Raw genomic sequence first — 25,400 nt, 5'->3', positions numbered from 1 at the left:
TGTAATTAAGGAAGCAGCCCCCCCCAATAATAATGTTTCCAAACAACACATTTCCCCGTCCGGGAACCACAGCTGTTGATTCAGCCGCTGTGGTTTTCGGGCGGGGGATTTTTTATTTCATTGGAAAGTTCATCCTATGAAATAAAAAACCTCCGGGAGGATGCGCACTCCGCGCTAAGGAAGTATGGCCGCCAAAGCAGCCGCGCTCCGTAGGTTTTCTTGACGGATAGGGGAATATTCGATACAATGTAGACATCTGTAATTACAAGAGACGGGAGATAAGAAGATGATAAAGAATATTGTATTTGATATGGGTAAAGTGCTGGTCGGGTATGACGCGGACAGAGTCTGCGGCCATTACATGGACGATGATGAGGAGAAAAAGGCGGTCAGCACCAGCGTGTTTGTGTCGCCGGAATGGCTGATGCTGGATATGGGCGTGATTTCGGAGGAAGAGGCTTTAAAACGGATGCAGGCCAGACTGGAAACGGATCATGCGAAGGAGATGGCGGCCCTCTGCCTGGCGCACTGGCATGAGTATAACATGTGGCCTATGGAGAGTATGGGGGAACTGGTCCGGGAACTGAAGGCGATGGGGTACGGAATCTACCTCTGCTCCAACGCGTCTGAACGGCTTCTGGAATGTTACCGGATTATCCCGGGCATCGAATGCTTTGACGGAATCCTCTTCTCCGCGCAGGTGAAATGCGTGAAGCCGCAGAAGGAGATGTACCAGCATTTATTTGAAAGGTTCCATTTAAAACCGGAGGAATGCTTCTTCATTGATGATATGATGTTAAATATCGAAGGCGCCAGAGCCTGCGGTATGGACGGATACTGTTTTGCGGATGGCGATGAGGCGGCGCTCCGGGCTGCTTTGAAGCGGTTGAACAGGAATGCGGATTAGATTATGTCTGTGTCTGCACCAATAGAATGGAGACCATGAATGTACAAGACAGAGATTAAAAATATGGATTTGGACCAGCTGGCGAAGTCCGGCCAGTGCTTCCGTATGCGGCTCGCTGCGGAAACGGAGCATGGCGGAATATGGTCCGCGGCCGCCGGGGGACGGTATGTGGAAGTCATGCAGGATGGGAGCCATTTTCTGTTTTCATGTGAGGAAGACGAATTTGAAGGGGGCTGGCGTACGTATTTTGATATGGATACGGACTATGAGGCGGTAAAACGTTCGGTGGATCCGGAGGATGAGTACCTGCAGGCGGCCATGGCCTTTGGCGGCGGCGTGCGGATTCTCCGCCAGGATCTGTGGGAGATGATCGTCACCTTCCTGATTTCTCAGAACAACAATATCCCCAGAATCCGAAACAGCGTGGACGCACTGTGTGCGAAATTCGGGGAAAAGAAAGCTGGTATCGGGCTGGTTTTGGAACCGGATGGCTGTGTGAAACCGGTGGAGAAGACGTATGACTCATTTCCGGAGGCCGGGGCGGTGGCGGCGGGCGGTCTGGAAGGGCTTGCCGGCCTGGGACTCGGATACCGGGATAAGTACATATGGACCATGGCGGAGAAATGCAGCGGCCCGGACGGCGCAAAGTGGCTAGATGACCTGCGCTTCGCCGACTATCACACGGCTCACGGCATGCTCACAGCAGAATTCGGCATCGGCAGAAAGGTAGCTGACTGTGTCTGCTTATTCGGGCTTCACCACGTGGAGGCATTTCCGGTGGACACTCACGTAAAACAGATTGTGAACACTTATTATCCCGGCGGTTTTCCACTCGAACGGTATCGGGGATACGCAGGGATTCTGCAGCAGTACATGTTTTATTATAAACTGAACGATAAGTAAGGCAGGGGATCTTATGGAAAAAGAGATGAGTTTTCATATCCTGGGTATCGAAGAGACGAAGGATGAGAACGCCGTGAAAATGGCTTACAGGAAGCTTCTGAAGGAGACGAATCCGGAAGACGACCCGGAGGGCTTTAAGCGCCTGCGAACTGCGTACGAGACTGCGGCGGCATTTGCCGCGAAGCCGGATGACGGGACGGAACCGGAAAATGGCGGCGGTACGGAGGAAAAGACTGCGGTTGACGCGTGGATCGACCGGGTCGACGAGTGCTACCGTGATGTATACGACCGCGCCGATGAGCAGGCGTGGAGGGAACTTCTGGAGGATCCGGTCTGTGACGGTCTGGATACGTCACTGGAGGCCAGAGAGCGGCTTCTGGCCTATCTGATGAATCATGTCTATCTGCCGCAGAAGATATGGAAGCTGCTGGATAAAAACTTTCAGATTGTGGAAGACATCGAATTTCTGGAAGAGAAATTTCCAAAGAATTTTTTGAATTACGTCGAATATTACGTGGGTCATGAGGGCTTCATACGGTTCGAATATTTCCGGCGCAGGGGCGTGGGGGAAGAGAATGTGGACGGCTATCTGGACCACTATTTTGCGGTGAAGAAAAGGATGGACAGGAATGAGTTCGAGGGATGCGGGCAGGAGCTGGACGACTTGGCAGCGTTTGGTGTCTGGCATCCTTATGAGGAGGTGGAGCGTCTGCGTCTTCTGCTTGCGGAGGAGACGGCGGCCGGCGCGGTGCGTCTCGCCGATGAGCTGGAGGAAACATGCAGCGGTTCCATGAGAAATGACCCTTATATCTGGTCCTATATCGGACGTGTCCGTTACCGGGAAGGAAAAAAGGATGAAGCCTATGCTGTCTGGACCCGAGTGCTGAACGAATATCCGGACTATTATCAGGCCAAAACCGGCGCAGTCTCCTGTCTGATGGAGAAGGGGCGGTACTGGCAGGCGCGGGAATGGATGATGGAGATCCTGGAGCTGGACGGGCGCGATGAGGAGATCCTTGGCCGGCTGAAGGAGGCCAATGAGGCACTTATCACAAGGCTTCAGGAAAATCCGGAGTACCATGAAGAGGGAAAGGACATCCCGGCAGGAGAGGGGGCCATTGAGCTGGCCTGGTGCCTGTTCCAGAATGAAAGGCTCGATGAGACGATCCGGTATCTGGAGAACTATACACCGGAAGAGGGACAGGAATACAGCTACACCAATCTGTTCGGCCGTGTTTTATATCAGGCAGAGCGCTATCAGGAAGCGCGCCCCTATTTAGAGGAGTGGCTCCGTATGATTACCGGGACCGTGGATGACGGGACGCAGGAGAATCAGAGGCGGAGATCCAGACTGGGGCGGGCGCTCTATATTCTGGGCGGATGCTGTTACCAGCTGGGGGAACAGGAGGAGGCGGCCGCGTATGTGGAACGGGCGGCGAAAGAAGCGGACAGCCAGCAGGAGCGGATGGGGTACCGTCAGTACCTCGCCCACATTCTCTGTGAGTCGAAGCAGTATGAGCAGGCGGTGGACGTCTGCGATCAGATTCTGGAGGAAGATGAGAATTACTATCCGGCCTATTTAATCAGGCAGGAAGCGTGCTATGAGCTGAGAAAGGGTCAGCAGGTCGTGGATGATTACCACCGGGCGGTAGGTATTTTCGCCGGATATTATAAGCCGTATCTTATGGCGGCACAGGTATTTTTCTATCATAACCAGTTTGAGGATGCCAGGGGAGTCATCGACCGGGCAAAGGAGAACGGAGTGGAGTTTTCCAGCTGCTTAAAGCTGTATGAGGTGAAGATTCTGCGCAATCTGGCCGGGAAGAAGGAGGAGAGGGAGCTTCCCTTAAAGCTTTGCGGGGAGTTAATGAAGGAGATCGAGGGTGAAACGGACATTGAGGATACTTCCGAGGTGGAATTCGAGACGGCCCTCCTCCACTGGGATAACGATGAGTTTCAGGAGGCCCTGTCCCACATGGCCGAGGCTATTCGGAAAAATGCGGACCGGATGCAGTACCGGCTGGTGCGCGGGAACATTTATCTGGATATGAAGAAATATAACGAGGCCCTGAGGGAATACGCCGACGCCGAAGATTTTTATCGCGACTCGCCCTCCCTCTATTATAACCGGGGACTGTGCTATGAGGGAAAGAAGATGAAGGTGCAGGCCGCCGAGAACTTTGAAAAGGCGCTGGAACTCCAGGAGGGATATCGGGATGCCTGCGAGAAGCTGGCGGATTACTACCGGGAAAAATACGAGGATCAGTACAAACGGGCTGATTTTGACACTTCTATCGCCTATATCAGCCGTCAGATCGCGGTTACGGAGAACTGCTACTATCTGGTGCACCGCGGCCTGATCTACATGAACGCCATGGAACTCGACCAGGCCATACGCGACTTCGAGAAGGCGCTAGAGTATGTCCCGGAGGACTGGGCGGCGCATAACAACCTGGGATGCTGCTATAAGTATCTGGGCCGTTTTGAGGAGGCCATCGGATATTTCGAGAAGGCCGTGGAATATATGGAGGACAGCAAAAGCCTGCTTCCGTACAGCAATATGGCCGACTGCTATGAGGCGCTTGGGGATTACCGGAAAGCGATCGAATGCTATCAGAAGGATCTGAAGCTGTTTCCGGATTACACATCGTTCTGGAAGGAGATCGGGCAGTTATACGCCTATCTTGGGGAGTATGACAGGGCGGAGGAGGCCTACGGCCATACGACGAAGATGGACGACTACTACAGCCGTATGGGTGATTTGTGGTTTTATCAGGGAAACGGTAAAAAGGCCCTGCATTTTTATAAGAAAGGGATTGAGAACGCGGCGGCGGATAAGAAGGCGGAGCGGCAGTCCGATTTAGGCCAGGCTTATATGGACCAGCTGCAAAACTATCCGAAGGCGGCGGCCTGGCTGAAACGGGCGATTGCCAGAACGACGGATCACGGCGATTTATTCGACTATGAGCGGTATCTTGCGCGGGCGTATTACCTGATGGGCAAATATGGCCCGGCAAAGGAGCATGCGAAGGCGGCGCTGGAGCATTTTAAGCAGTCCGGAGAGGGAACGGAGGAGGACTATTTGGCCTACGGCCCCTACAAACCGGCCCGGGAAGGTGTGATGGGCTGGCTGTATCTGGCGATGGGAGAACGGGAGAAGGGCATGGAGCTGTTCGGGCAGATGGACCGGGGATACCGGTGCAAGGGCTGCCGTTACCAGGGCTGCTATGAGAAATACCTTTTCCAGGGCTGGTGTTACGAGGCCATGGGCGATCAGGAGAACGCGCTTCTCATGTACCAGGAGGCGGCCCGGCTGAATCCCCATTCTATCGCGGTGATGTGTGCGCTGGATAATTTACAGAAGAAGGTGGACAGAAAGAAATGATCATTGGAATCGATTTGGGAACGACCAACAGCCTGGCGGCTTATTATACAGATGAGGGTCCGAAGATCATCCCGAACCGGCTGGGGAGGCGTTTGACGCCTTCCGTAGTCAGTATGGATGTGGAGACTCCCCCTCACATTCGTTCGGCGGAATGTGTGGAGACTCCCTCTCACATTCGTTCGGCGGAAGGGAAGGAATATCAGATTTATGTGGGGGACTCTGCGGTGGAACGCGGACTGCTCCATCCGGAGAGTACGGCCAGCGTCTTTAAACGTGATATGGGAAGCGGGAAGCAGTTTCATTTGGGCCATAAAAGCTTTCTGGCGGAGGAACTCTCCTCCTTTGTGCTCCGGGCGCTGAAGGAGGACGCGGAACACTATCTCGGGGAAGAGGTGACGGAAGCGGTGATCAGCGTGCCGGCCTATTTTAACGATGCCAGAAGGCGGGCGACGAAGCGTGCCGGGGAACTGGCGGGCCTTTCAGTGGAGCGGATCATCAGTGAGCCTACGGCGGCGGCCATCGCCTATGGACTGTACCAGAACCGGGAACATGCCAGATTTCTGGTGTTCGATCTGGGCGGCGGGACGTTTGACGTATCCATTCTGGAGCTTTACGATACCATCTTAGAGGTGCGCGCCGTGGCGGGCGATAATTTCCTGGGAGGGGAGGACTTCACGGCGGTTCTGGAGGACATGTTCTTCGAGAAATACCGGGAGCTTGACCGCCTGTCCCTGGATGAGAAGACGATTCGCCATATCCATAAACAGGCGGAGCTGTGCAAGATCGGATTTACTGATGCCAGGAGCTCCTCGATGCGCTGTAAGATCGGAGAGGAGATCATGGAATTTACTGTGGAGCTCTCCCGATACGAGGAGGCGTGTGAAGACCTTCTGGAGCGGATACGGAAGCCGGTGAAACGAAGCTTATCGGACGCCCATATCCGGCTCTCTGATATCGACAAGGTGGTGCTGGTGGGCGGCGCCACGAAGAGTCCGGTGATCCGCCGGTTTGTGAGCCGGTTGTTTAAGATGCTGCCGGACACCAATGTAAATCCCGACGAGGCCGTGGCTCTGGGCGCGGCGATTCAGGGCGCCATGAAGGAGCGGAGGGAATCCATCAAAGAGGTGATCCTGACGGACGTGTGCCCGTTTACCCTGGGAACCGAGGTGGTGCGGGAATGGGAGAAGGGCGTGTTTGAAAACGGCGTGTTCTGCCCGATCATCGACCGGAATACGGTGATCCCGGCCAGCCGTACGGAACGGCTCTACACCGCCGGCGACAACCAGACGAAGATACGCGTCAATGTGCTTCAGGGGGAGAGCCGCTTTGCGGCCAATAATCTGTCACTGGGAGAGCTGATGATCGATGTTCCTGCCGGCCGGGCCGGTGAGGAGGCTGTGGACGTGACGTACACCTACGATATCAACTCGATTCTGGAAGTGGAGGTGAAGGCGGTTTCCAGCCAGAAGCAGGTGAAGGAGGTATTTAAGGGCAGCGATGTGGATATGACGGATGAGGAGATTAAGGAGCGGTTCGAGACGCTGTCCTACTTGAAGATCCACCCGAGAGACCGGGAGGAAAACAAGTATCTGCTGCTGCGCGGTGAACGGATCTACGAGGAAAGCATCGGAGAAAAACGGCTGTATGTGGAGGCGGCGCTTCATAAGTATGAGAAGGCACTGTCCTCGTATGATACGGGTCTTATTGATGAGGCGAAGGAAGAGTTTAAGAAGTTTCTGGAAGAGATTGAGGAACTGTAGAGACAGGGGAAATGCGGCTGAACGGCTGCATTTCCCCTGTGTTTTTCTGGTTAAGCTATGAGATGGCTCCGAGTGCACACTCATCAATTCGCCGGACTACGCCACTGGTATACGGTTCAAAGTATTTGGGCCAGAAATGTGCCGCGGTGGAATTTATACTTTCGTAATCGACGCCCAGATGGGTCCAGCCTTCCGCTTCCAATGCTTCGATCCCGTCGCGGTCGTGTGCGTAAAGGCTGACTGCGTGCGACACAATCTTATGTTCCACCCAATTTTCGGCGGCTTTCTGATACATCTGCCTGTAAAGGAAGGCCCGGTTCTCTTTGAATGCGTCATGTTCCCTGATTAGTTTCCCTATACTCAGCAGTGGTAAAGTCAATTGATATATGCTAGAATGGTGTCAAACTGTTAAGGAGGAAAATCCATGAATCGAATTGAGAAAGTGCGGGAAGCCGTTGACGCTGTCCTTCTAAACATCGCCGATGCCGGTGAAAGAAGATGCGGATATATGCATCTGTACGGGGTCTCCCAGGCCTGCGTGCTGATTGCCTTAAAGAGAAATGAGAACGCCGAGCTGGCGGCGGTTGCCGGGATGCTTCATGATATTTATACGTATGCCACGATGGATCCCAGGGATCACGCGCATAAGGGATCGGCCATGGCCAGGGATTTACTGAATTCCATGAAGTGCTTCGAGGCTGGGGAGATTGATGTAATCTGCAGTGCAATCTATCATCACAGCAGCAAGGAGATATCCCACACATCGTTTGACGAAGTGTTAAAGGATGCGGATGTCATGCAGCACTGCCTGTACAATCCCCTGTTTGATGTCATGGAGCATGAAACGGAGAGATTCGGGAAGCTGAAGGAAGAATTTGGGCTGACAGGAAGGGAAACGTAGAATTTTTCAGCCATTAGTTCGGAGGAAATACTGAAAAATAGCTAAAAATCCCCTTTGGATTTTGTTACGTATCCGTATTGTGAAACAGTTCCATAAATGGTATGATAATACAGAAGAGGCCGGCAGCATGATGATGCATGAGCCGGAAACCGATGACAGAGACTAAAATGACAGAGATAAAAGGAGTGGGAAAATGGCAAGTATCAGAGAGGTGGCCAGACTTGCCCGGGTGGCTCCCAGTACGGTCTCCCGCGCACTAAACGGGAGCGGATATGTGGCAGAAGAGACGAAGGAAAAGATCAGGGAAGCCGTGGATGAACTGGACTATGTGCCGAATCAGTGGATACGGAATCTGTATCAGCAGAAGACAGGAATCATCGGAGTCATGGCGCCTGAGATCGTGCATCCTTACTTTTCGTCACTGTGGAGTTTTTTGGAGCTGGAGCTGAACAAATACGGATATAACATGATGCTTTGCAATACGTCCGGCAAGAAGGATATTGAACGGCAGTACTTAGACACGCTGGAACGAAACCTGTTCGACGGGATGATTGTCGGAGCGGCCTTTCTTCCGGATAAATATTATGAGCAGATTCAGAAACCAATTCTGTCCCTGGACCGGATTATCCCAGGAATCCCCCTGGTGACCTCGGATCACACACAGGGCGGCTTAATCGCGGCGGATAAGATGCTGGAGAAGGGCTGTAAAAAGGTGCTGAATTTAATCGATCCGCAGGCGAAGACTGTGGCGTCCTCCCGCGGCGGATTGAATTTCATCAGGAAGATGCAGGAGGAGGGAGCGGAGGTCATCACGGAGGAGTTCCTGTGGGATGATGTCATCCACTACCCCAGAAGCATTCAGCGGACCAGAGAGATTCTGACGGAATATCCGGATCTGGACGGAATTATGGCCAATGACCTCTGTGCGTCGTCATTTTTAAAGACAGCAAGGGAGCTGAGTATCCAAGTGCCGCAGCAGCTTAAAATCATAGCATACGATGGGACATACATTACTGACTTCAATTACAGGACGATCGCGTCGATCCAGCAGGACGTGGCCCTGATTGCAAAGGAGGCCGTCCAGGTACTGGTAAAGCTGATTAATGGGCAGCCGCTGGCAAACGAGGCGGTCTACGTGCCTGTGAGCTATAAAGAGGGGGATACGATATAGAAGGGCGGAACGCCGCTGCTGACGGGAAATGTGTCTGGCGCTGGGGACTGAGGAGTGGCAGCGCGCTTTGCTTTCTTTACTATGTGCTGTGCGCGGACCAGTACGGAGCCGGTATATCCGTGCTGTGGATCTGGATCGTGGCAGGAGCCGGTCTTGCCGCTGCCGCTTTTATCCCTCCGGGATTAAAACAGCGATGGAAGATCAGGAACAGACTGATGAAAACGGCAGTTTCGGCAGGGGCGATTCTGTTTTGCCTCTATTTCTTTCTTGTTGAGTTAGGTGTTCTTATCTGTCTGCCATCACAGGGGAAGGAGAACCTTGATTACATTATCGTGTTGGGAGCCGCGGTTTATGGAACAGAACCCAGTCCGGTGCTGCAAAAACGGCTGGAGACTGCGGCGGCATATCTAAAACGGAATCAGGATACCGTCGTCATAGTGTCAGGTGGACAAGGGCCTGGGGAAGATATCAGCGAGGCCGGGTGTATGGAAACATTTCTTTTGGAAGAAGGGATCTGCAAAAGCCGCATCATTCGGGAGGAAAAATCTGAGACAACGGTGGAAAATATCAGGTTCAGCGGCAGTCATATCCAGGAGCAGGAAGCATCAGTCGGCATAGTCAGCAGTAATTTCCACATCTTTCGCGCGGTCGTAACCGCACGGAGTAATGGGCTGAAGCACGCCTGTGGAATTGCCGCCCCGTTTGGAGGGCTGCTCCTTCCCCACTACGCTGTAAGGGAATTTTTGACATTTACCTTTGATTTGATCAGTGGAAATCTGATTTGAACCGCGTCTGGCCGGGAAACGGAAGTTCCCGGAAGCAGGCGCGGTTTTTAGATACAGGATGGGGCGGTCGGTACACGTAAAATATAGATCAGGAGGCTCTTTTTTGTAAATGTGCAATAAAATGACTGCTCAAATTTAGTAAAAATGATGATTGTAGGAAAAATGTAAAAAAGTACTTGAAAAAATGCTTTGAAAGTTGTATATTAAGCACATGGAACAGTTCCACACATTGTGGAACTTTAAAAATAGGAAAATATGGAACAGTTCCATATTTGAAAAAATCACTTCACCAGATTCGTGGATAATCTCATGATACCCGGGGAAACGGAACACACTGAGTGGAGATGACATGTATCGCACACAAGTGACTACAAGAAGGTCACTGGGCGCTTATAACAAGGAGGATATTTTTATGAAGGCAAAAAGAACAGCGGCACTCGGTCTGGCAGCGGTAATGGCGGCATCACTTCTTTCCGGATGCGGCGCAGGGGGCAGTAAATCGGCAAAAACAGAGATTACGATTTACCAGAGCAAGATTGAAGCAAACGAGGGCTACAAAAAGGCGATCGCGGCTTACGAGGAGTCCCATCCGGATGTGAAGATCAACCTGGAAGCAGTAACCGGCAACGACTTCGCTGCCTCCTTAAAGGCAAAGATGCAGTCCGATCCGCCAACTATCTTTTCCGTCGGCGGTTTCCAGGATTTAAAGGACTACGGCGATATTCTGGAGGATATCTCAGATCTGGAGGTGCTTAAGAATGCGCTGCCGGGAACCACGGATATGTTTACAAAGGATGGCAAGGTGCTTGCGGTTCCGCTTTATATGGAAGGATACGGATTTGTTGTGAACCGCCAGATGTTTGAGGACGCGGGCGTCGATTTTGAATCCATGATGACGTATGAGGGCATGAAGGCCGGTTTCGATACGCTGAAGGCGAAGATCGACAGCGGCGAGATGAAGGAGAAGTATCCGAATCTGGAAGCGGTTATGGAGTATCCGACCAAGGAGCTCTGGATCGCAGGCGACCACGACGTGAATGTGGCGCTGACTCACGACTTTGACACGGCAAAGGCTGCTTACGACTCCGCAGTTCTTCCGGGCACCGGTTTTGCCGACTATAAGACGATGGTTGATTTCCAGGCCAGCTACACCACCAACGCGGACAATACCGCAAACTTAAACTCCGTCGATTATACGGCTTCCCTGGAAGGCGGACTGGCGATTGAGCGTGTGGCATCTATCAAGCAGGGCAACTGGATCGCACCGGCAGTAGAGACGACGGATCCGGAAGTGCTGGCAAAGCTGGATATGCTTCCATACTCGGTTCCAGGATACTCAGACGGCAAGTATTTCGTAGGTGTGTCCGGCTACTGGGCGATCAACAGCAAGGTTACCGACGAGCAGAAAGCTGCGGCAAAGGATTTCATCAACTGGTTATATAAAGACCCGGCAGGACAGAAGATTGTAGTGGAAGATTGTAAATTCGTTCCCCCTTATGACAACTTCGGCGATTTAAAGGCAGGTGATCCTCTTTCTCAGAGAATCATGGATGCCAACGAGGCGGGAGATACCATGAACGGATGGGTATACAGCGGAGCTCCGAATACATGGGGACAGCAGGCAGCAGGTGTCGAGGTGCAGAAGTATTTAGCCGGACAGGCGACATGGGAGGAAGTGACGGAGAGCAGCATCAAGCAGTGGGCGTCCATGCGCGAGTCTCAGAACTAGCACAGCGTTGCGCAAGTTCCAGTGAATTCTGCACTCGCTATTCACGCCAGGGCCATGCCCGCGAAGCTAGACGTAGGGTCCACTACGCCGTCGCTTCGCGGACGCGCCCCTGACGCCAATATCAAGTACATAATTCACCGAAACATACGCAATGCTGTACTAGCACAGCGTTGCAACGCTGTACCGGGATTCCCAGAAAGAGGAAGGTGGTTTATAAAATGAAAAAGAGCAAAGCAAGATTCTGGATATTTCTGGCCCCTGCATTGATTTCTTTTTCCCTGGTTGTTTTGATTCCAATGCTGATTGGCTTCTTTTACGCCTTTACAGACTGGAACGGAATCGTGGGAAGTGAAATTACATTCGTAGGCTTTCGGAATTTCATTGAAATATTTACGAGAGACAGTTCCTTCATGCACGCGTTTGGCTTTACTGCGCTGTTTTCCATTTGTGCGGTGGTGCTGGTCAATATCGTCGGATTCGCCCTGGCGCTTCTGGTGACGCAGAAGTTCCGCGGTGCGACGTTACTTCGCGGCATCTTCTTCATGCCGAACCTGATCGGCGGCCTGCTGTTGGGCTTTACCTGGCAGTTCATCTTCGTCTCTATCTTCGGAGCCATCTCCAAGGCGACCGGATGGCAGGCACTTAACGGATGGCTTGCCGACCCGGTCACCGGATTTGCGGGACTTCTGATTCTGACTGTATGGCAGTTATCCGGCTATATGATGATTGTGTATATCGCGCAGATTCAGCAGATTCCCGAGTCCGTGAAAGAGGCGGCCCGTATCGACGGCGCCGGTTACAAGGATATGTTAAAGAGCATTATCATGCCGCTTATGATGCCGGCTTTTACGATTGGCCTGTTCTTATCCATCTCCAACTCGTTTAAGATGTTTGATCAGAACCTGGCGCTGACTCAGGGCGGCCCTTATAAATCAACGGAAATGCTGGCGCTGAATATCTACAACTCCGCATTCGGGGCAAATGAGTTCGGATTTGCACAGGCAAAGGCAATTATTTTTATGATCGTGGTGGCAGCCATCGGTGTGACACAGCTGGTGCTCACAAAGCGGAAGGAGGTAGAGATGTAATGGCAGAGACGAAGAATGTAAAACGTGATTCCAAAGGTGCTCAGAGGATTATCATGGGAGCTGCCGGACTTTTTCTCGGCTGTCTGTTCCTGTTCCCGATCTATATTCTGGTTTTGAACTCATTTAAGAATACGAAGGGAATCTTCACCGATGTTATCGGATTCCCGAACGCGGCTACCTTTACACTGGTAAACTACCCGAACGCGTTTGAGGCGCTGGAGTACATCAGATCTTTTGTGAACTCCCTGACGATCACGGTGATTGCAACGGTTTTGATCCTGCTGATCTCGGCTATGGCGGCGTGGGTTTTAGTCCGGTATAAGACAAAGACCAGCAAGATCATCTTCTTCCTGTTCGCGGCCTCCATGCTGATCCCATTCCAGTGCGTGATGCTTCCGCTGGTGGGATTTGCCAGCCGCATCGGAATCATGAACCCACAGGGGCTGATCTTTATGTACATGGGCTTCGGCAGCAGCATGTCCATCGTTATGTTCCACAGCTTCATCAAGAACATTCCGGAGGAACTGGAGGAGGCAGCTACCATCGACGGATGCGGTTCCTTCCGGCTGTTTTTCTCCATCGTGATTCCGCTTATGAGAACGATTTTAATCACGGTTGCGGTGCTTAATGTGATGTGGATCTGGAACGATTATCTGCTTCCGTCCCTGATTATCAACAAGCCGGGCTGGCAGACACTTCCGCTGAAGACCTATCTCTTCTTTGGACAGTTTGCAAAGCGTTGGGATTTAGCGTCCGCAGGACTGATCATGTGTATCATACCAATTATCATCTTCTATCTGTGCTGTCAGAAGTATATTGTTAAGGGCATTACAGATGGCGCGATCAAATAAATAGTAACTCATTAAAAGGAGAGAATTATGGCGGCAGAATGGTGGAAAAAGGCAGTAGTCTACCAGATTTATCCCAGAAGCTTTAAGGACAGCAATGGAGACGGAATCGGGGATTTAAACGGCATCACGGAAAAGCTGGATTATCTAAAGAAACTGGGAGTGGATGTGATCTGGGTCAGCCCGATGTATTGTTCTCCCATGGATGATAACGGATATGATATCTCTGATTACTATAAGGTAGACCCGATGTTTGGCACAAATGACGACATGGACCGGCTTCTGGCCGAGGCGGGAAAAAAGGGCATGAAGGTGATCCTGGATCTGGTGGTCAACCACTGTTCCGACGAACACCAGTGGTTTGTAAAGGCGAAGCAGGACCCGGACTGTGAGGAAGCAGGATATTTCTACTTTAGAAAGAAAGAAGACGGCGGGGAGCCGAACAACTGGAGGTCCAATTTCGGCGGCTCCGTGTGGACGGAGCTTCCGGATGGACGGTGGTATTTCCATACGTTTTCAAAAAAACAGCCGGATTTGAACTGGGAAAACCCGAAGCTGCGGGAGAAAATCTATGAGATGATAAACTGGTGGCTGGAAAAGGGCGTGGCCGGATTCCGGGTGGATGCAATCACCTTCATCAAGAAAGACTTAACTTTTGCTTCCAGGGAGACGGAGGACGGTCTTCGCTACCCGATTGAAAACCTGACAGACTATCCGGGAATCGGGGATTTCCTGGCGGAAATGAAGGAGAAATGTTTCGACCTGCACGACTGTATGACCGTGGCGGAGGCACCGGGAGTGGGAGAGGAAACGTTCCGCAGATATGCCGGAGAACATGGATATTTCTCTATGATCTTTGATTTTACCTGGGAGAACATGGAAGGCGAGGCGGACAAATCTTCCGTGGAAGCCGTGGAACGGTGGAAAAAGAGGATTTTAAAGAGTCAGCGGTTTACCAGTGAGATTGGCTGGAACGGGCTGTTTCTGGAGAATCACGACCAATCCCGCTGCGTCAACAAATACCTGGAAAAGGATCAGATTGGATATGCAGGCGCTTCGGCCCTGGCGGTCATGTATTTCTATCTCTACGGGACCCCGTTTATCTATCAGGGGCAGGAGATCGGTATGACCAACGCGGTGTGGAACTCCATCGAAGAGATGGACGATGTGCGTGCAAAGGGAATGTACCGGGAGGCACTGGAGCAGAAGCAGGATCCACAGAAGGTCCTGGAATACTTCGGAGAGCTGGGCCGTGACAACGCGCGGACCCCGATGCAGTGGTGCGATGAAAAGAACGCCGGATTTACGGAGGGAACGCCGTGGCTGAAGGTAAATGAAAACTATCAGGACATCAACGTGAAAGAGCAGGAAGCACGCGGTGATTCCCTTCTGGCCTTTTACAGGAGGCTGACCGCGCTGCGCCATCAGGAACCGTATGCGTCCGTGTTTGCAAAAGGCACGGTCCGGCCGGTGATGGAAGAGCTGCCTGCGGTGATCGCCTATGAGAGAGAATGGAACGGGCGGACCGTAACTGTGGCTGTGAACTTTAAAAAGACGGAGCAGGAGATCCCGGCGATTCACGGGGCCTTGTCCGCGGCTGGGAATCCCACGGAAGGGACGTGCCTGCTGAGCAACGAGGGAGAGCCGGAACGGATTGGAGAGAGGTATTTGCTGAAGGCTTACCAGGCGGTGGTGTTCGATGGAAAAATGGTATAATCGAGCAGGCGTGGAATTACGTAAATCCGGCGAATATATTTCGGGGGTGCAGCGCTAGCTGCCGTCTTTTCTGAGCTTAAATCGAAAAAAGTGACAGGTGATTGCGAAAAATCACCTGTCACTTTTTTCGTTATAGAAAAGCCTGCTCTGTGAAACAAAAAAACTCTGTGAGTTCTGCACACCCCGTAAAAAATGTAGCTGCTGAAATATCCAGGCACCGATGCTGGAGTTTAAGTAAACCAGACTCTCTATTCATGCAAATGTAAAAAAATAATGGCTTTTGGTGGCAATATATTGTTATATTTGCATAAGAAAACAAGATTTTTACAAAAAAAATAGTGTTATAATAATAAAAAATAAAAGGAGGACCTGGAAATGAAGAGCTTTGAGCAGAAAATATTCCCGTATCTTTTACTGGCTCCGACCATGATTATCTTCGGCCTGTTTCTGTTTTTTCCGGCGCTGAACGGCCTGTGGATATCGCTGACGAAATGGGATGGCGTTAATCCCCAGGTATTTGTGGGAGTAAAAAACTATGTGACGCTTTTTGGAGATAAGAGCTTCTGGAACTCGTTTGTGAGGACGCTTATATTTACTCTGGTATCCGTCCCCTCGGTCTATGTGGCGGCCCTCGGACTGGCAGTTCTGCTGACTGGAGGGATTCGCGGAAGCAATTTCTTCCGGGCGGTGTTCTACTGGCCGACCATGATTTCCACGATCATCGTCGGACTCACCTGGCGTTTTTTGCTGGGAGAAGATTTCGGCCTGGTCAACTACCTGCTGACTGCGATGGACCGGTCTCCGGTTAAATGGCTGACTGATCCGAACAATGCCATGGGAGTCGTGATCTTTGTCACGGTCTGGAGCATGGCAGGCTACTACATGGTCATGTTCGTGTCGGGAATCAAGGCGATCTCTGAGACATACTACGAGGCGGCCCGAATCGACGGTGCAGGCGCGTGGCAGCAGTTTCGGTTCATCACGCTTCCCCTGCTGAAACCCACCAGCCTACTGGTACTGGTTTTATCTACGGTATCAATCATCAAGACGTATCCCCTCGTATATTCCCTGACCCAGGGCGGTCCGGCCGGGGCTACGAAATTCATGGTGCAGATGCTCCAGGAGACGGGCTTCGAAAAGAATAAGATGGGCTATGCCAGTGCGATGACCATGGCGCTGTTTCTTATCCTAGCACTGTTTACGATTATTCAGTTCAAACTGAATCAGGGAGGTGAGCAGGATGCAGACTAAAACAAAGAAAATCTGTACAGAGGGGCTCAAATGGATTCTTCTTCTGGTTTTGACCTTTTTGTTTCTGATGCCGGTAGTCTGGGTGATCTGTTCTTCCTTTAAGAGCGTCGGCGAGCTGTTTTCCTGGCCGCCCAGCCTTCTGGGGAAGAATCCGTCTCTGGATAACTACACAAAGGCCATGGCGGAAGGCCGCTTTGGCATATACTTTTTCAACACGGTATTTGTCAGCCTTGTAGCCACATTTCTGACCATAGTGGTAAATGTGATGAGCGGCTATGCATTTGCCAAGTACCATTTCAAGGGGGACAAAATCCTGTTTGGAATCGTCCTTGCAACGCTGATGGTACCGCTGGAAGTCATTATGATCCCCATTTTCAAGGTGATCGTGGCGACTCATCTATACAATAATTTGTGGGGGCTTATCATTCCGGCGGTCGCATCCCCGACGGCAGTGTTCCTGGTGCGCCAGTACTATGTGGGGATTCCCGACGCCTATATGGAGGCGGCCCGAATCGACGGCGCGTCGGAGTTTAATATCCTCTTAAAGATCATGCTTCCCATGGCAAAGCCGGTCATATCGGTTCTCTGTATCTTCTCCTTCATGTGGAGATGGAACGACTATCTGTGGCCGAAGCTGGTAATTAACGGAAAGGAACGCTATACCATCCAGCTGGCCCTGGCCAACTATTCGGGTGAGTATTCTGTGGACTGGAACAGCCTTCTGGCCATGTCCGTGATCTCGATGATACCGGTGATCATTGTATTTGTAACGCTTCAGAAATATATTATCGGCGGCATGACTGCCGGAGGAGTAAAAGAATAAGAGGAGGGTCTGCTATGAAGTACTTGGAATATCCGCTGCTTGCGGAAGGTTATGTCAACCGATTTCTGACCGCCGGTGTCTTCACGGAGGTTCAGCAGTTTGACAAGGTGAAGCTGCACGGCCGGGTGAATGAGTGGCTGAAAAAGGGATTTGCAATCCATGAAAATCCGTGCAGAAAAGAGTTTGTCAGGAAGAGGCAGGAGAATATACCGGATTATCTGGAGCTTGACGGGGCCGCGGACGGGAAAAATGTGGAGGTCTTCGGACAGAGGCGCCCGCTCATTCCGTACTTTCCGTTCGGCAACACGGGCGTGGATGGCTCTGGATTCTATTACTGCCCGACCTGGCTGCGCATGTACAGTTATGTGCTTCTGGAGGCGGAAAGGGATTGCGATGTGGAGTTTGAGCTGGAAACCTGCGGCGGTGTTACAATCTGGGTGGATGGGGCGTTTGTCACGGATTTTACCCCATTTACAAGGAACATGGTGAAGCAGACGACGGTCGTTTTGCCGCTTAAGGCGGGAAAAAACCGGCTTCTGGTCTGCCTCGATGATCTGGCGGAGCGGGACACGGACTACTATTTCCGCTTGAAACGCCTGGGAGACGCGGCGCTTACCATGCTGGTGCCGGTGAGGGATGAAGTGGATGCAGACGTGATCGGGCGGATGGAAAATATGCTGGATCAGATGTATTTCGATAAGGAAGCGTATATCAGTGAGACGGTGAAGCTAAATATATCGAATCCATTTTCCTGTCCTCTGCCTGTCGCGGTTGCGGTTGCTCCGGGTGAATTTATCGAGAAAATGGAGGGGCAGGAAGGTCTGGTGCGTACCTTCCACTATGGACTGGAGCAGGATCAGAAGGTTCTGGAGCTTTTCGAGTCGGACGAGATCCCGCCGGGATACTGTTACTTTACGGCATGCGCAAACCATCAGGGGATTTCTCTGAAACGTAAGATTGGAAATCAGCTGGTTCGGAAAGAATTTTTAGAGTATCACGAGGCGGATTTAGAGGAGAGAAAGCGCCATATCCTGGAGGTGATCACAGAGTATGCGCCGGAAAATACATACAAGGCGGCTGCGCTTTTAAAGCTGGGCCGCGAGACGGAACGTGCGGAGCGGATCCTTCTCACGGAACTTCCCGGCGTGTGGGCGAGAAAGGACTGTTCGGACTTCCATTTTATTATCATGCTGTATATTTACCGTACATTTTATGAGCGTCTGTCACCGAAGATGCGGGATGAGCTGGAGCTTGCCATGTGCGGCTTCCGGTACTGGATCGATGAGCCGGGAGATGACGTGATGTGGTTTTTCAGTGAGAATCACGCGCTTTTATTCCATTGCTGCCAGTACCTGGCGGGAAGCTGGCTTCCGGACAGAATCTTCACATGCAGCGGGAAAACCGGGCAGGAGGTGAGCGCCAGAGGCGAGGAGCTGCTTCGCGAGTGGTTTGAGGGCTTCTTCGAAGAATTTATCACCGAATGGAACTCCAACGCCTATATTCCGGTAGACGTGCTGGGCCTGGGCACACTCTATAATCTGACGGAGCCCGGAAGCGAGTTCCATCAGAAGGCTAAACGGGCTTTGGACATGATCTTCTATTCGCTCAGGGTGAATGCCCACAAGGGAGCCGTGATGACCAGCTTCGGCCGCTCCTACGAAAAGGAATTGAAGGGGAATTACAATGCCGGCACGACGTCTCTCCTCTATCTCGCCTATGGAGACGGGTATTTGAACCGTGCCTGCAATGGCTGTATTCCGCTGGCTCTCGGAGACTACGCGGCGCCGGAGGTGTTTAAGCCTTACGGAGCGTTAAAGAAGAATCAGGAACTGATATTTAGGAATACTCAAGGGTTTGAGAAGCATGTGAATCTCTATCTGTATAAGAACGCTTATGCCCTGCTCTCGACTGCGGTGGGATTCAAACCATTTCAGAAGGGGTATCAGGAGCATATTGTACAGGCGGTGATTGATGAACTGGCTCAGGTGTTTGTAAACCACCCGGGGGAGTCATTTCCATACGGCAGCGGCCGGCCTAACTTCTGGGCCGGGAATGGGAGCCTGCCTCTGGCGGTCCAGTACCGCAATACGGCGATTCTCCGGTATCGGATTGGCAGGGAGGAACGAATCGGCTATACTCATGCTTACATACCGCTCTCTGCGTTTAACCGGTATCTTGGGGAAGATGGCGTCATTGTCCTGGAAAAGGACGGCGCTTACATTGCGGTGAAGGCGATGAACGGGCTGACCATGCAGCAGGAAGGACCAAACTGTTTCCGGGAATTCATGAGTCAGGGCCGTGATAATGTGTGGGTTATCCGGGCGGGCCGTATGGACGAGTACGGCGATTTGGATGCGCTGCTTGCTGCGTTTAAGAAAATAGAGATCCGGACAGACGGGGAGGAGACTGTGGTAAGGGATGAAAGGGGAACGGAGTTCCTGATCGGCCCGGATTTCCTTATGAAAGTAAACGGAGATACGGTCTATGACTATCCGCTGGACGTGGAGGGCAAATTAAATCTGGAGGAATGCGATCGTGGTTGAGAAGCAGATTATGGAAGAAAAGCTGAATCTTGTATCTGACAAGATGATGATACTGAAAAATAATGGAATGAAGGAGAAATATCCGGTCAGCTTAATCGACATCAATTGTTGGGAATGGCCGCAGGGGGTGGGACTCTTCGGCCTTTACCGGTATTATGAGATGAGCCGGAAACCGGAACTGCTCGCATTCCTGACGGATTGGTATGACAGACGCATGGAGGAGGGGATCGTTGAAAAAAATGTGAATACGACTTCCCCCATGCTGACACTCACCTACCTTTATGAAATTACGAAAAAGGAGTCCTATCTCTCCTTTATTGGGGAATGGGCGGACTGGATCATGGAGGAAAAAGGTCTGATTCGGACCGGAGACGGCTGTTTTCAGCATATGATCACCGGCAATCCCAATGACTCGGAGATCCTGATCGACACACTGTTTATGGCGGTGCTGTTTCTGGCCAGGGCTGGCAGGCTCTTAAACCGGCCGGACTATATCGAGGAAGCAAAGTATCAGGTTTTGTGCCACATTAAATACCTTCTGAATAAAAATGAGGGGCTGTTTTACCATGGCTTTAATTTTAAGCGGAACGACAATTACGGCGGAATTCTCTGGGGGCGGGGAAATTGCTGGTATACGATTGTGGCAATGGAGCTGATCCAGGAAATTCCCATGGAGGAAGGGCTGAAACGCCATTTCCTTACGGTCTATGAAAATCAGGTGGAGGCACTGAAACGGTATGCAGATCCGGAAACTGGGCTGTGGCACACGGTGATCGACGACCCGGATAGCTACCTGGAACTCTCCGCCAGCGCGGCATTTTTAAGGGGTATTATGCAGGGTGTGAGGCTTGGAATTCTGAAGCGGGAAGCGTACGAGGGGCTCATAGAAAAGGCCGTGAAGGGGCTGCTGGACAACATCGACGATGACGGAACGGTGAAGAATGTATCTTATGGCACACCAATCGGGCTTGATAAGGAATTTTACAATAAAATTCCGTGCTGCCCCATGACGTATGGACAGGCACTTATGATACTGGCCCTTCAGGAGGCATTGACGGATTACTGGCATTAGAATGGAGGTTGTGACAATGAAAGAACGCGTATTTTTTGAAGAATTTGAATCTCTGTATTATTTTCATGGAAGTACACAAAACTGGTCGATGCAGGGCTTTCATTTTCACAACCAATATGAGATTATTCTGTTCTTAAGCGACGGGGCGCTGCTGGAAATTGGTGACCGCGTCTACCGTGTGATGAAGGGCGATCTGTTTTTTATTAACAACCGGGAATACCACCGCACCAGCGGGGCGGAGGGGCAGGAATACAACCGATACGTCCTGATGTTTGAACCGGAACTGCTGGAGCCGATGACAAAGGCGTTTGGCTATGACTTTACCATGTTTTTCGAGAACAGGGGGGATGATTTCGTCCACAAGCTCTATCTGGAGGGGGAAAATCTGAAGCGGGTGGAGCGGATGCTGGCCAGAATCGAAACGAATATAGGCAGCGGCAGCAGTGATGAAGCGTCTGTAAAGATCCGCCTCTCCATTTTGGAGCTGATTACCGCCATCAATGAGATGTATAAGTTTTTTACGAAGGAGAAACACACTGCCGCGGATCCGGAGGAACGGAAACGGAAAGGGGACGAGGAGAAGTTCCGGGACCCGATTCTGTACCGGGAGCGGGTGGAACAGATCAAGAAATACATCGCGACTCACGTGGAGGAAAAGCTGGATTTAGATGAGATTGCGGGAAAATTCTATATGAACCGTTATTACTTGAGCCATTATTTCAAAAAGGAGACCGGATTTACGGTTCTGCAGTATGTGACGAACCAGAAAATTATTGCGGCCAAAGCGCTTTTGAAAAAGGGAACTTCGGTCACGGATGTGGCGCTGAAACTTTCTTACAACAGTGACAGCCACTTTATCTCAGTGTTTAAAAAGAATACGGGGATTACACCGAAAAAGTATGCACAGAACAAAAAGAACAATAATGTATGATATTTGAAAGGAGAAAATCTTATGAAGAAATGGTTATCAGTTCTGTTGGCAGGGGCTATGGTATTGGGGACGCTTTCCGGCTGTTCCGGCGGGGGCAGGAAGGCCGAAAATGAAGTAAAGACGTTGGATGTCGTCTGGTTCAGTGATGGAAAAGAGGGGGAATCCTTCATGAAACTGGCCGACAAATATATGGTGGAGCATCCGAATATCAAGATCGAGCTGATCGAAGTTCCGTATGCGGACCTCGAAAGCAAGATCAAGAACATGATCAACGGCAAGGAAGCTCCGGCGCTGGCCCGGCTTACGAATATCGGGCCGTTCCAGAACCAGCTGGTGGATTTGGGCGGATATGTGTCGGACAAGGATGCGTTCCAGAACAGCTTTGGCGAGGGGTTAAAGTTTATATTTGACGGAAAAATCCTGGCGGCGCCCATGGATGTAACGGCCAATGGATTAATTTATAACAAGACAGCATTTGAAAAAGCAGGTGTGGCTGTACCGCAGTCAGAGGATGAGATCTGGACCTGGGATGAATGGAAGGAAGCCATGAAGACCGTGATGGATAAGAGCGACTGTAAATACGGACTGGTCTATGACAAGTCTCCGCAGCGTTTCACCACTCTGCTGTACGAGGCTGGAGGCAGCATGTTAAACAGCGATTTGACGGCGTCGAATTTCAATACAGATGAGACGAAGAGGGCGGTAAGCTTCTTTAAGGATCTGCACGACGAGGGAATTATCCCGACTTCTGTATGGCTGGGCTCGGAAAATCCCAACAACCTGTTCCGTACCGGTCAGGTGGCCATGCATTTTGCAGGAAGCTGGATGATTGCAAACTATAAGGAAGAGATTACGGACTTCGACTGGGGCGTCACCTATCTGCCAAAGGAAGCGATCCGTTCCTCCGTACCGGGCGGCAAGTACCTGGCTGCTTTCCAGAATACCGGTGTGGAAAAGGAAGCTGCGGAATTCATTGAATGGATTTCCAAGGCGGAGAACAATGCGCAGTACTGCGTGGAAAACAGCTACTTATCTCAGGTTAAGGGCAATGAGAGCCTGGACTATGAATACGGAAAAGAATTCTTCACGATCTTCTCTCAGGAGCTGGCAGCTACAGGACCGCAGCCGGGTGCAGAGTGGGGCTACCAGGCATTTACCGGGGCGATTCAGAATGATTTGAGAGATAAGCTGATCGAGGTGCTGGCCGGCCAGCTGACGGTGGACCAGTATGCGGAAGATATGGATAAGCTGATTACGGATACGCTGGAGGAATTGAAATAGTTGGAAGAGGATGTCTGAGGGAAAAGAATAATAAACTGGGATCAAAGGAAATGGGTTTGTGAACCAGTGAGATGAGCTGCCGTACCGGATGAGGGGATCAGATGGGACGGCGGTTTTTTTAGGGGGAAGAGGGGACTGATAGATACTGCGTATCTTATTATTATGAATGTTTTGATTTCTATTTATGATAGAAGACAAGAACATCCTTAAGGAGGGATTAAGGATACTGAAAGCGGCATAGAATAGAAAAAAGAAGTACCGTCGGAACGCCGGGAAGTACGCCTGTGGAGACAGAGGATGCGAAGTCGCAGAAGCAGGAATCACGCTGCTTTAGTGGCGTGAGGTTTAAAATAATTCAAGAACTTTCGTAAAATACCATATCTAAAACTTTAAAGGATAAGATTCAATATATCCAGATTGCTTGTTTGTCCGACCGCCTTAGCGAGGTGGTCGGACAAACATATAAAATATTTCTTCATTTCCTCCTTGCATTTCTAAAATATAATAATTAAATTTCCCCAAAGGATTTTAGAAGCGATAATTTGTAATATTTGACCGAAGACGAGGACGGTATCATTAAGTATAGTATTTTCGTCATTGACAACATTTAGGCTATAAAAAATGGAAACAGCCTGTTGAATGATTGATAGAAACAAAATAGTTAAATAAAATATAATAACTATAAAAGCAAAAATAACAGCAAAAGTAAAAAATGATAAAAATATTTTTTGATATAGTCAATGACGTTGTATTATGCAGATTTTACAAAATATATTTGTTGGTTTTGTTCAAAATAATGAAAAACTAGATATTAAACTTAATTTAATAAATAATGTTGACAATGCCATGTAAGAAGCGTATATTAAAAAGCAGGAAGAGTATTGGAACTTCTAAGGAGTAAAAATTAAACTTAATTTAATGGAGGAGAAAGGCATGAGAAAAAAACTGATCGGATTATCAATCGCCACAGCACTTGGGATCATGAGTCTGACCGCATGCAAGAGCCAGCCGGCTGAAAACGCGAGCACCAATGGAGCCGCGGATACGACGGCCCAGGCAGAGGGAATGAAAGAGGAAGGCACGTCAAAAGAGGCGTCGGGGGATCGCGTTAAACTGGAAATATGGGACTGGTGGGGAGATGGTCAGTATAAATACGTAATTGAACAGCTCTGTCAGAACTTTAATGAGTCTCAGGATACATATGAGGTGGTGCATGTCAACTATCCATGGGGAGATGTGTGGACAAAGGCATTGGCAGCCACTGCAGCAGGGAATCCGCCTGACGTGATTATTCAGGATATCCGAACCGTTACGCACAGGGCGGAAGCGAAGCAGGCGACGGACTTGACAGATCTGATTGCAAAAGAGGGCGACGGTTTTACAGACCAGTTTTATCCCCAGCTGATGGATGCCATGATGTATGATGGACATGCCTATGGACTGCCTTACGTAACAGATACCAGAATTCTTTACTATGACAAGGATGCATTTGCGGAGGCGGGACTGGATCCGGAAGCACCGCCGGAAACATGGGCGCAGCTTGTGGAGTATGCCAGGAAGTTGGATGTGAAAAAGGACAACGGTTCCTATGAGCGCCTTGGATTCTTCCCGGGAACCCTGGAGTGGAATGCATGGGCATTTACCGCTGACGGAAAAGATTATACAGACGCAGACGGCAATGTCTACGTGAACACACCCGAAAAGGTAAAGATGTTTGAGAATATTTATAATGATTTTTACCAGTATTATGGAAAGAAAGAACTGGACAGTTTTTCGGCTGAATTTGGTAATGGTATGACGAATCCTTTCGTCGCCGGCAAAGTGGCGATGTGGGTGAATACACCGACCGAATTTACAAAGGTACGCGACTACGCACCGGATAAGAATTACGGTGTGGCCCTGCTTCCTGCACTGGAAGAAGGCGGCGAACAGTATTCCTGGGGCGGCGGTTTCTCGGTTGAGATCCCTTATGGAGCCAAGGATACAGAAGGTTCGTGGGAATTCGTAAAATTCATCACCAGCAAGGAGTCACAGATTTACTGGGCATCTGAAGTTTACGATACCGTAGCAAATATTGAAGCATCACAGGATCCGTCCCTGATGGAGATCCCTGTATTTAAGATGGCACTGGAGGCCATGCCGACCACAGTCGTTACTCAGGACCGTCTGACTGCACCAGGCGCCTCTGACATCGTGCTTCCGTATCTGGATGAGATCATTCTGGGTAACAAGACACCGCAGGAGGCACTTGACGAGGCTCAGGCTTCAGTTGAACAGTTGGTTCAGGACAGCAAATAACGGCGCTG

Annotated in this window: 19 protein-coding genes; 18 read left to right on the top strand and 1 reads right to left on the bottom strand. The window is 50.7% G+C overall.

Annotation, left to right across the window (positions count from 1 at the left end; translation table 11 throughout):
- Positions 1-286 precede the first annotated feature (286 nt).
- The 4 genes from M1L66_RS28065 to M1L66_RS28050 are packed head-to-tail and all read left to right on the top strand — an operon-like array spanning position 287 to position 6,955.
- Positions 287-907, top strand: a complete 621-nt coding sequence (locus M1L66_RS28065) for an HAD family hydrolase (RefSeq protein ID WP_187020043.1) — start codon at positions 287-289, stop codon at positions 905-907.
- A 39-nt stretch (positions 908-946) separates the two neighbouring features.
- A complete protein-coding gene (locus tag M1L66_RS28060) occupies positions 947-1,810 on the top strand; it encodes a DNA-3-methyladenine glycosylase family protein (protein ID WP_434688980.1) in 864 nt (287 codons plus the stop codon).
- Between the two features lie 13 nt (positions 1,811-1,823).
- Complete coding sequence (locus tag M1L66_RS28055) at positions 1,824-5,195, top strand: tetratricopeptide repeat protein (RefSeq protein WP_434688979.1); 3,372 nt, start codon at positions 1,824-1,826, stop codon at positions 5,193-5,195.
- Complete coding sequence (locus tag M1L66_RS28050; RefSeq protein WP_187020038.1) at positions 5,192-6,955, top strand: Hsp70 family protein; 1,764 nt, start codon at positions 5,192-5,194, stop codon at positions 6,953-6,955. Before M1L66_RS28055 ends, M1L66_RS28050 begins: the two co-directional genes overlap by 4 nt.
- A 55-nt stretch (positions 6,956-7,010) precedes the next feature.
- On the opposite strand, the gene M1L66_RS28045 is transcribed toward M1L66_RS28050, so the two are convergent.
- Positions 7,011-7,334: a hypothetical protein gene (locus tag M1L66_RS28045; RefSeq protein WP_187020036.1), complete on the bottom strand. Its 324-nt coding sequence runs from the start codon at positions 7,332-7,334 to the stop codon at positions 7,011-7,013.
- 45 nt (positions 7,335-7,379) lie between these two features.
- Here M1L66_RS28045 and M1L66_RS28040 point away from each other — a divergent pair, with 45 nt between their 5' ends.
- The 14 genes from M1L66_RS28040 (at position 7,380) to M1L66_RS27975 (ending at position 25,392) form a co-directional block, all read left to right on the top strand.
- Positions 7,380-7,856, top strand: coding sequence for an HD domain-containing protein (locus tag M1L66_RS28040; protein WP_434688978.1), 477 nt, complete (start codon positions 7,380-7,382; stop codon positions 7,854-7,856).
- A 193-nt stretch (positions 7,857-8,049) separates the two neighbouring features.
- On the top strand, positions 8,050-9,027 hold the full coding sequence (locus M1L66_RS28035; RefSeq protein WP_187020033.1) for a LacI family DNA-binding transcriptional regulator: 978 nt from the start codon (positions 8,050-8,052) through the stop codon (positions 9,025-9,027).
- A gap of 119 nt (positions 9,028-9,146) precedes the next feature.
- Entirely contained in the window at positions 9,147-9,812 is a 666-nt protein-coding gene (locus tag M1L66_RS28030) for a YdcF family protein (protein WP_187020031.1), read from the top strand.
- A 412-nt stretch (positions 9,813-10,224) separates the two neighbouring features.
- Positions 10,225-11,541 (top strand): ABC transporter substrate-binding protein, encoded by a 1,317-nt coding sequence (locus M1L66_RS28025; RefSeq protein ID WP_187020030.1) that lies wholly within the window; start codon positions 10,225-10,227, stop codon positions 11,539-11,541.
- Between the two features lie 218 nt (positions 11,542-11,759).
- Positions 11,760-12,629: a carbohydrate ABC transporter permease gene (locus tag M1L66_RS28020; RefSeq protein ID WP_055653599.1), complete on the top strand. Its 870-nt coding sequence runs from the start codon at positions 11,760-11,762 to the stop codon at positions 12,627-12,629.
- A complete protein-coding gene (locus M1L66_RS28015) occupies positions 12,629-13,480 on the top strand; it encodes a carbohydrate ABC transporter permease (RefSeq protein WP_055653600.1) in 852 nt (283 codons plus the stop codon). Before M1L66_RS28020 ends, M1L66_RS28015 begins: the two co-directional genes overlap by 1 nt.
- A 27-nt stretch (positions 13,481-13,507) precedes the next feature.
- Positions 13,508-15,193 (top strand): alpha-glucosidase, encoded by a 1,686-nt coding sequence (locus M1L66_RS28010; RefSeq protein ID WP_187020028.1) that lies wholly within the window; start codon positions 13,508-13,510, stop codon positions 15,191-15,193.
- 375 nt (positions 15,194-15,568) lie between these two features.
- Positions 15,569-16,444, top strand: a complete 876-nt coding sequence (locus M1L66_RS28005; protein WP_434688977.1) for a carbohydrate ABC transporter permease — start codon at positions 15,569-15,571, stop codon at positions 16,442-16,444.
- Positions 16,434-17,267, top strand: coding sequence for a carbohydrate ABC transporter permease (locus tag M1L66_RS28000; protein WP_187020026.1), 834 nt, complete (start codon positions 16,434-16,436; stop codon positions 17,265-17,267). The genes M1L66_RS28005 and M1L66_RS28000 overlap by 11 nt, the downstream gene beginning before the upstream one ends.
- Positions 17,268-17,281: 14 nt before the next feature.
- Positions 17,282-19,810 carry a hypothetical protein gene (locus M1L66_RS27995; protein ID WP_434688976.1) on the top strand — a complete coding sequence of 843 codons (2,529 nt, stop codon included), beginning with the start codon at positions 17,282-17,284 and terminating at the stop codon, positions 19,808-19,810.
- On the top strand, positions 19,803-20,882 hold the full coding sequence (locus tag M1L66_RS27990) for a glycoside hydrolase family 88/105 protein (RefSeq protein WP_187020023.1): 1,080 nt from the start codon (positions 19,803-19,805) through the stop codon (positions 20,880-20,882). The genes M1L66_RS27995 and M1L66_RS27990 overlap by 8 nt, the downstream gene beginning before the upstream one ends.
- Before the next feature lie 16 nt (positions 20,883-20,898).
- Positions 20,899-21,813: an AraC family transcriptional regulator gene (locus tag M1L66_RS27985; protein WP_434688975.1), complete on the top strand. Its 915-nt coding sequence runs from the start codon at positions 20,899-20,901 to the stop codon at positions 21,811-21,813.
- A gap of 21 nt (positions 21,814-21,834) precedes the next feature.
- The gene (locus M1L66_RS27980; RefSeq protein ID WP_390469589.1) at positions 21,835-23,094 is read left to right on the top strand and encodes an ABC transporter substrate-binding protein; all 1,260 of its coding nucleotides are present in this window, start codon (positions 21,835-21,837) and stop codon (positions 23,092-23,094) included.
- A gap of 933 nt (positions 23,095-24,027) precedes the next feature.
- The gene (locus M1L66_RS27975) at positions 24,028-25,392 is read left to right on the top strand and encodes an ABC transporter substrate-binding protein (RefSeq protein WP_434688974.1); all 1,365 of its coding nucleotides are present in this window, start codon (positions 24,028-24,030) and stop codon (positions 25,390-25,392) included.
- The last annotated feature ends 8 nt before the right edge of the window (positions 25,393-25,400 follow it).

Source organism: Hungatella sp. SB206, assembly GCF_051132295.1.
Taxonomy (GTDB): domain Bacteria; phylum Bacillota; class Clostridia; order Lachnospirales; family Lachnospiraceae; genus Hungatella; species Hungatella effluvii.
This window is presented reverse-complemented; position numbering and strand designations above follow the sequence as displayed.

Excerpts from the sequence above, each read along its gene's own strand:
- M1L66_RS28025 (WP_187020030.1), top strand. The coding sequence starts at position 10,225 with ATGAAGGCAAAAAGAACAGCGGCACTCGGTCTGGCAGCGGTAATGGCG.
- M1L66_RS27995 (WP_434688976.1), top strand. The coding sequence starts at position 17,282 with ATGAAGTACTTGGAATATCCGCTGCTTGCGGAAGGTTATGTCAACCGA.
- M1L66_RS28065 (WP_187020043.1), top strand. The coding sequence starts at position 287 with ATGATAAAGAATATTGTATTTGATATGGGTAAAGTGCTGGTCGGGTAT.
- M1L66_RS28050 (WP_187020038.1), top strand. The coding sequence starts at position 5,192 with ATGATCATTGGAATCGATTTGGGAACGACCAACAGCCTGGCGGCTTAT.
- M1L66_RS27980 (WP_390469589.1), top strand. The coding sequence starts at position 21,835 with ATGAAGAAATGGTTATCAGTTCTGTTGGCAGGGGCTATGGTATTGGGG.
- M1L66_RS28055 (WP_434688979.1), top strand. The coding sequence starts at position 1,824 with ATGGAAAAAGAGATGAGTTTTCATATCCTGGGTATCGAAGAGACGAAG.
- M1L66_RS28015 (WP_055653600.1), top strand. The coding sequence starts at position 12,629 with ATGGCAGAGACGAAGAATGTAAAACGTGATTCCAAAGGTGCTCAGAGG.
- M1L66_RS27975 (WP_434688974.1), top strand. The coding sequence starts at position 24,028 with ATGAGAAAAAAACTGATCGGATTATCAATCGCCACAGCACTTGGGATC.
- M1L66_RS27985 (WP_434688975.1), top strand. The coding sequence starts at position 20,899 with ATGAAAGAACGCGTATTTTTTGAAGAATTTGAATCTCTGTATTATTTT.
- M1L66_RS28000 (WP_187020026.1), top strand. The coding sequence starts at position 16,434 with ATGCAGACTAAAACAAAGAAAATCTGTACAGAGGGGCTCAAATGGATT.
- M1L66_RS28060 (WP_434688980.1), top strand. The coding sequence starts at position 947 with ATGTACAAGACAGAGATTAAAAATATGGATTTGGACCAGCTGGCGAAG.
- M1L66_RS28020 (WP_055653599.1), top strand. The coding sequence starts at position 11,760 with ATGAAAAAGAGCAAAGCAAGATTCTGGATATTTCTGGCCCCTGCATTG.
- M1L66_RS28035 (WP_187020033.1), top strand. The coding sequence starts at position 8,050 with ATGGCAAGTATCAGAGAGGTGGCCAGACTTGCCCGGGTGGCTCCCAGT.
- M1L66_RS28005 (WP_434688977.1), top strand. The coding sequence starts at position 15,569 with ATGAAGAGCTTTGAGCAGAAAATATTCCCGTATCTTTTACTGGCTCCG.
- M1L66_RS28010 (WP_187020028.1), top strand. The coding sequence starts at position 13,508 with ATGGCGGCAGAATGGTGGAAAAAGGCAGTAGTCTACCAGATTTATCCC.
- M1L66_RS28040 (WP_434688978.1), top strand. The coding sequence starts at position 7,380 with ATGAATCGAATTGAGAAAGTGCGGGAAGCCGTTGACGCTGTCCTTCTA.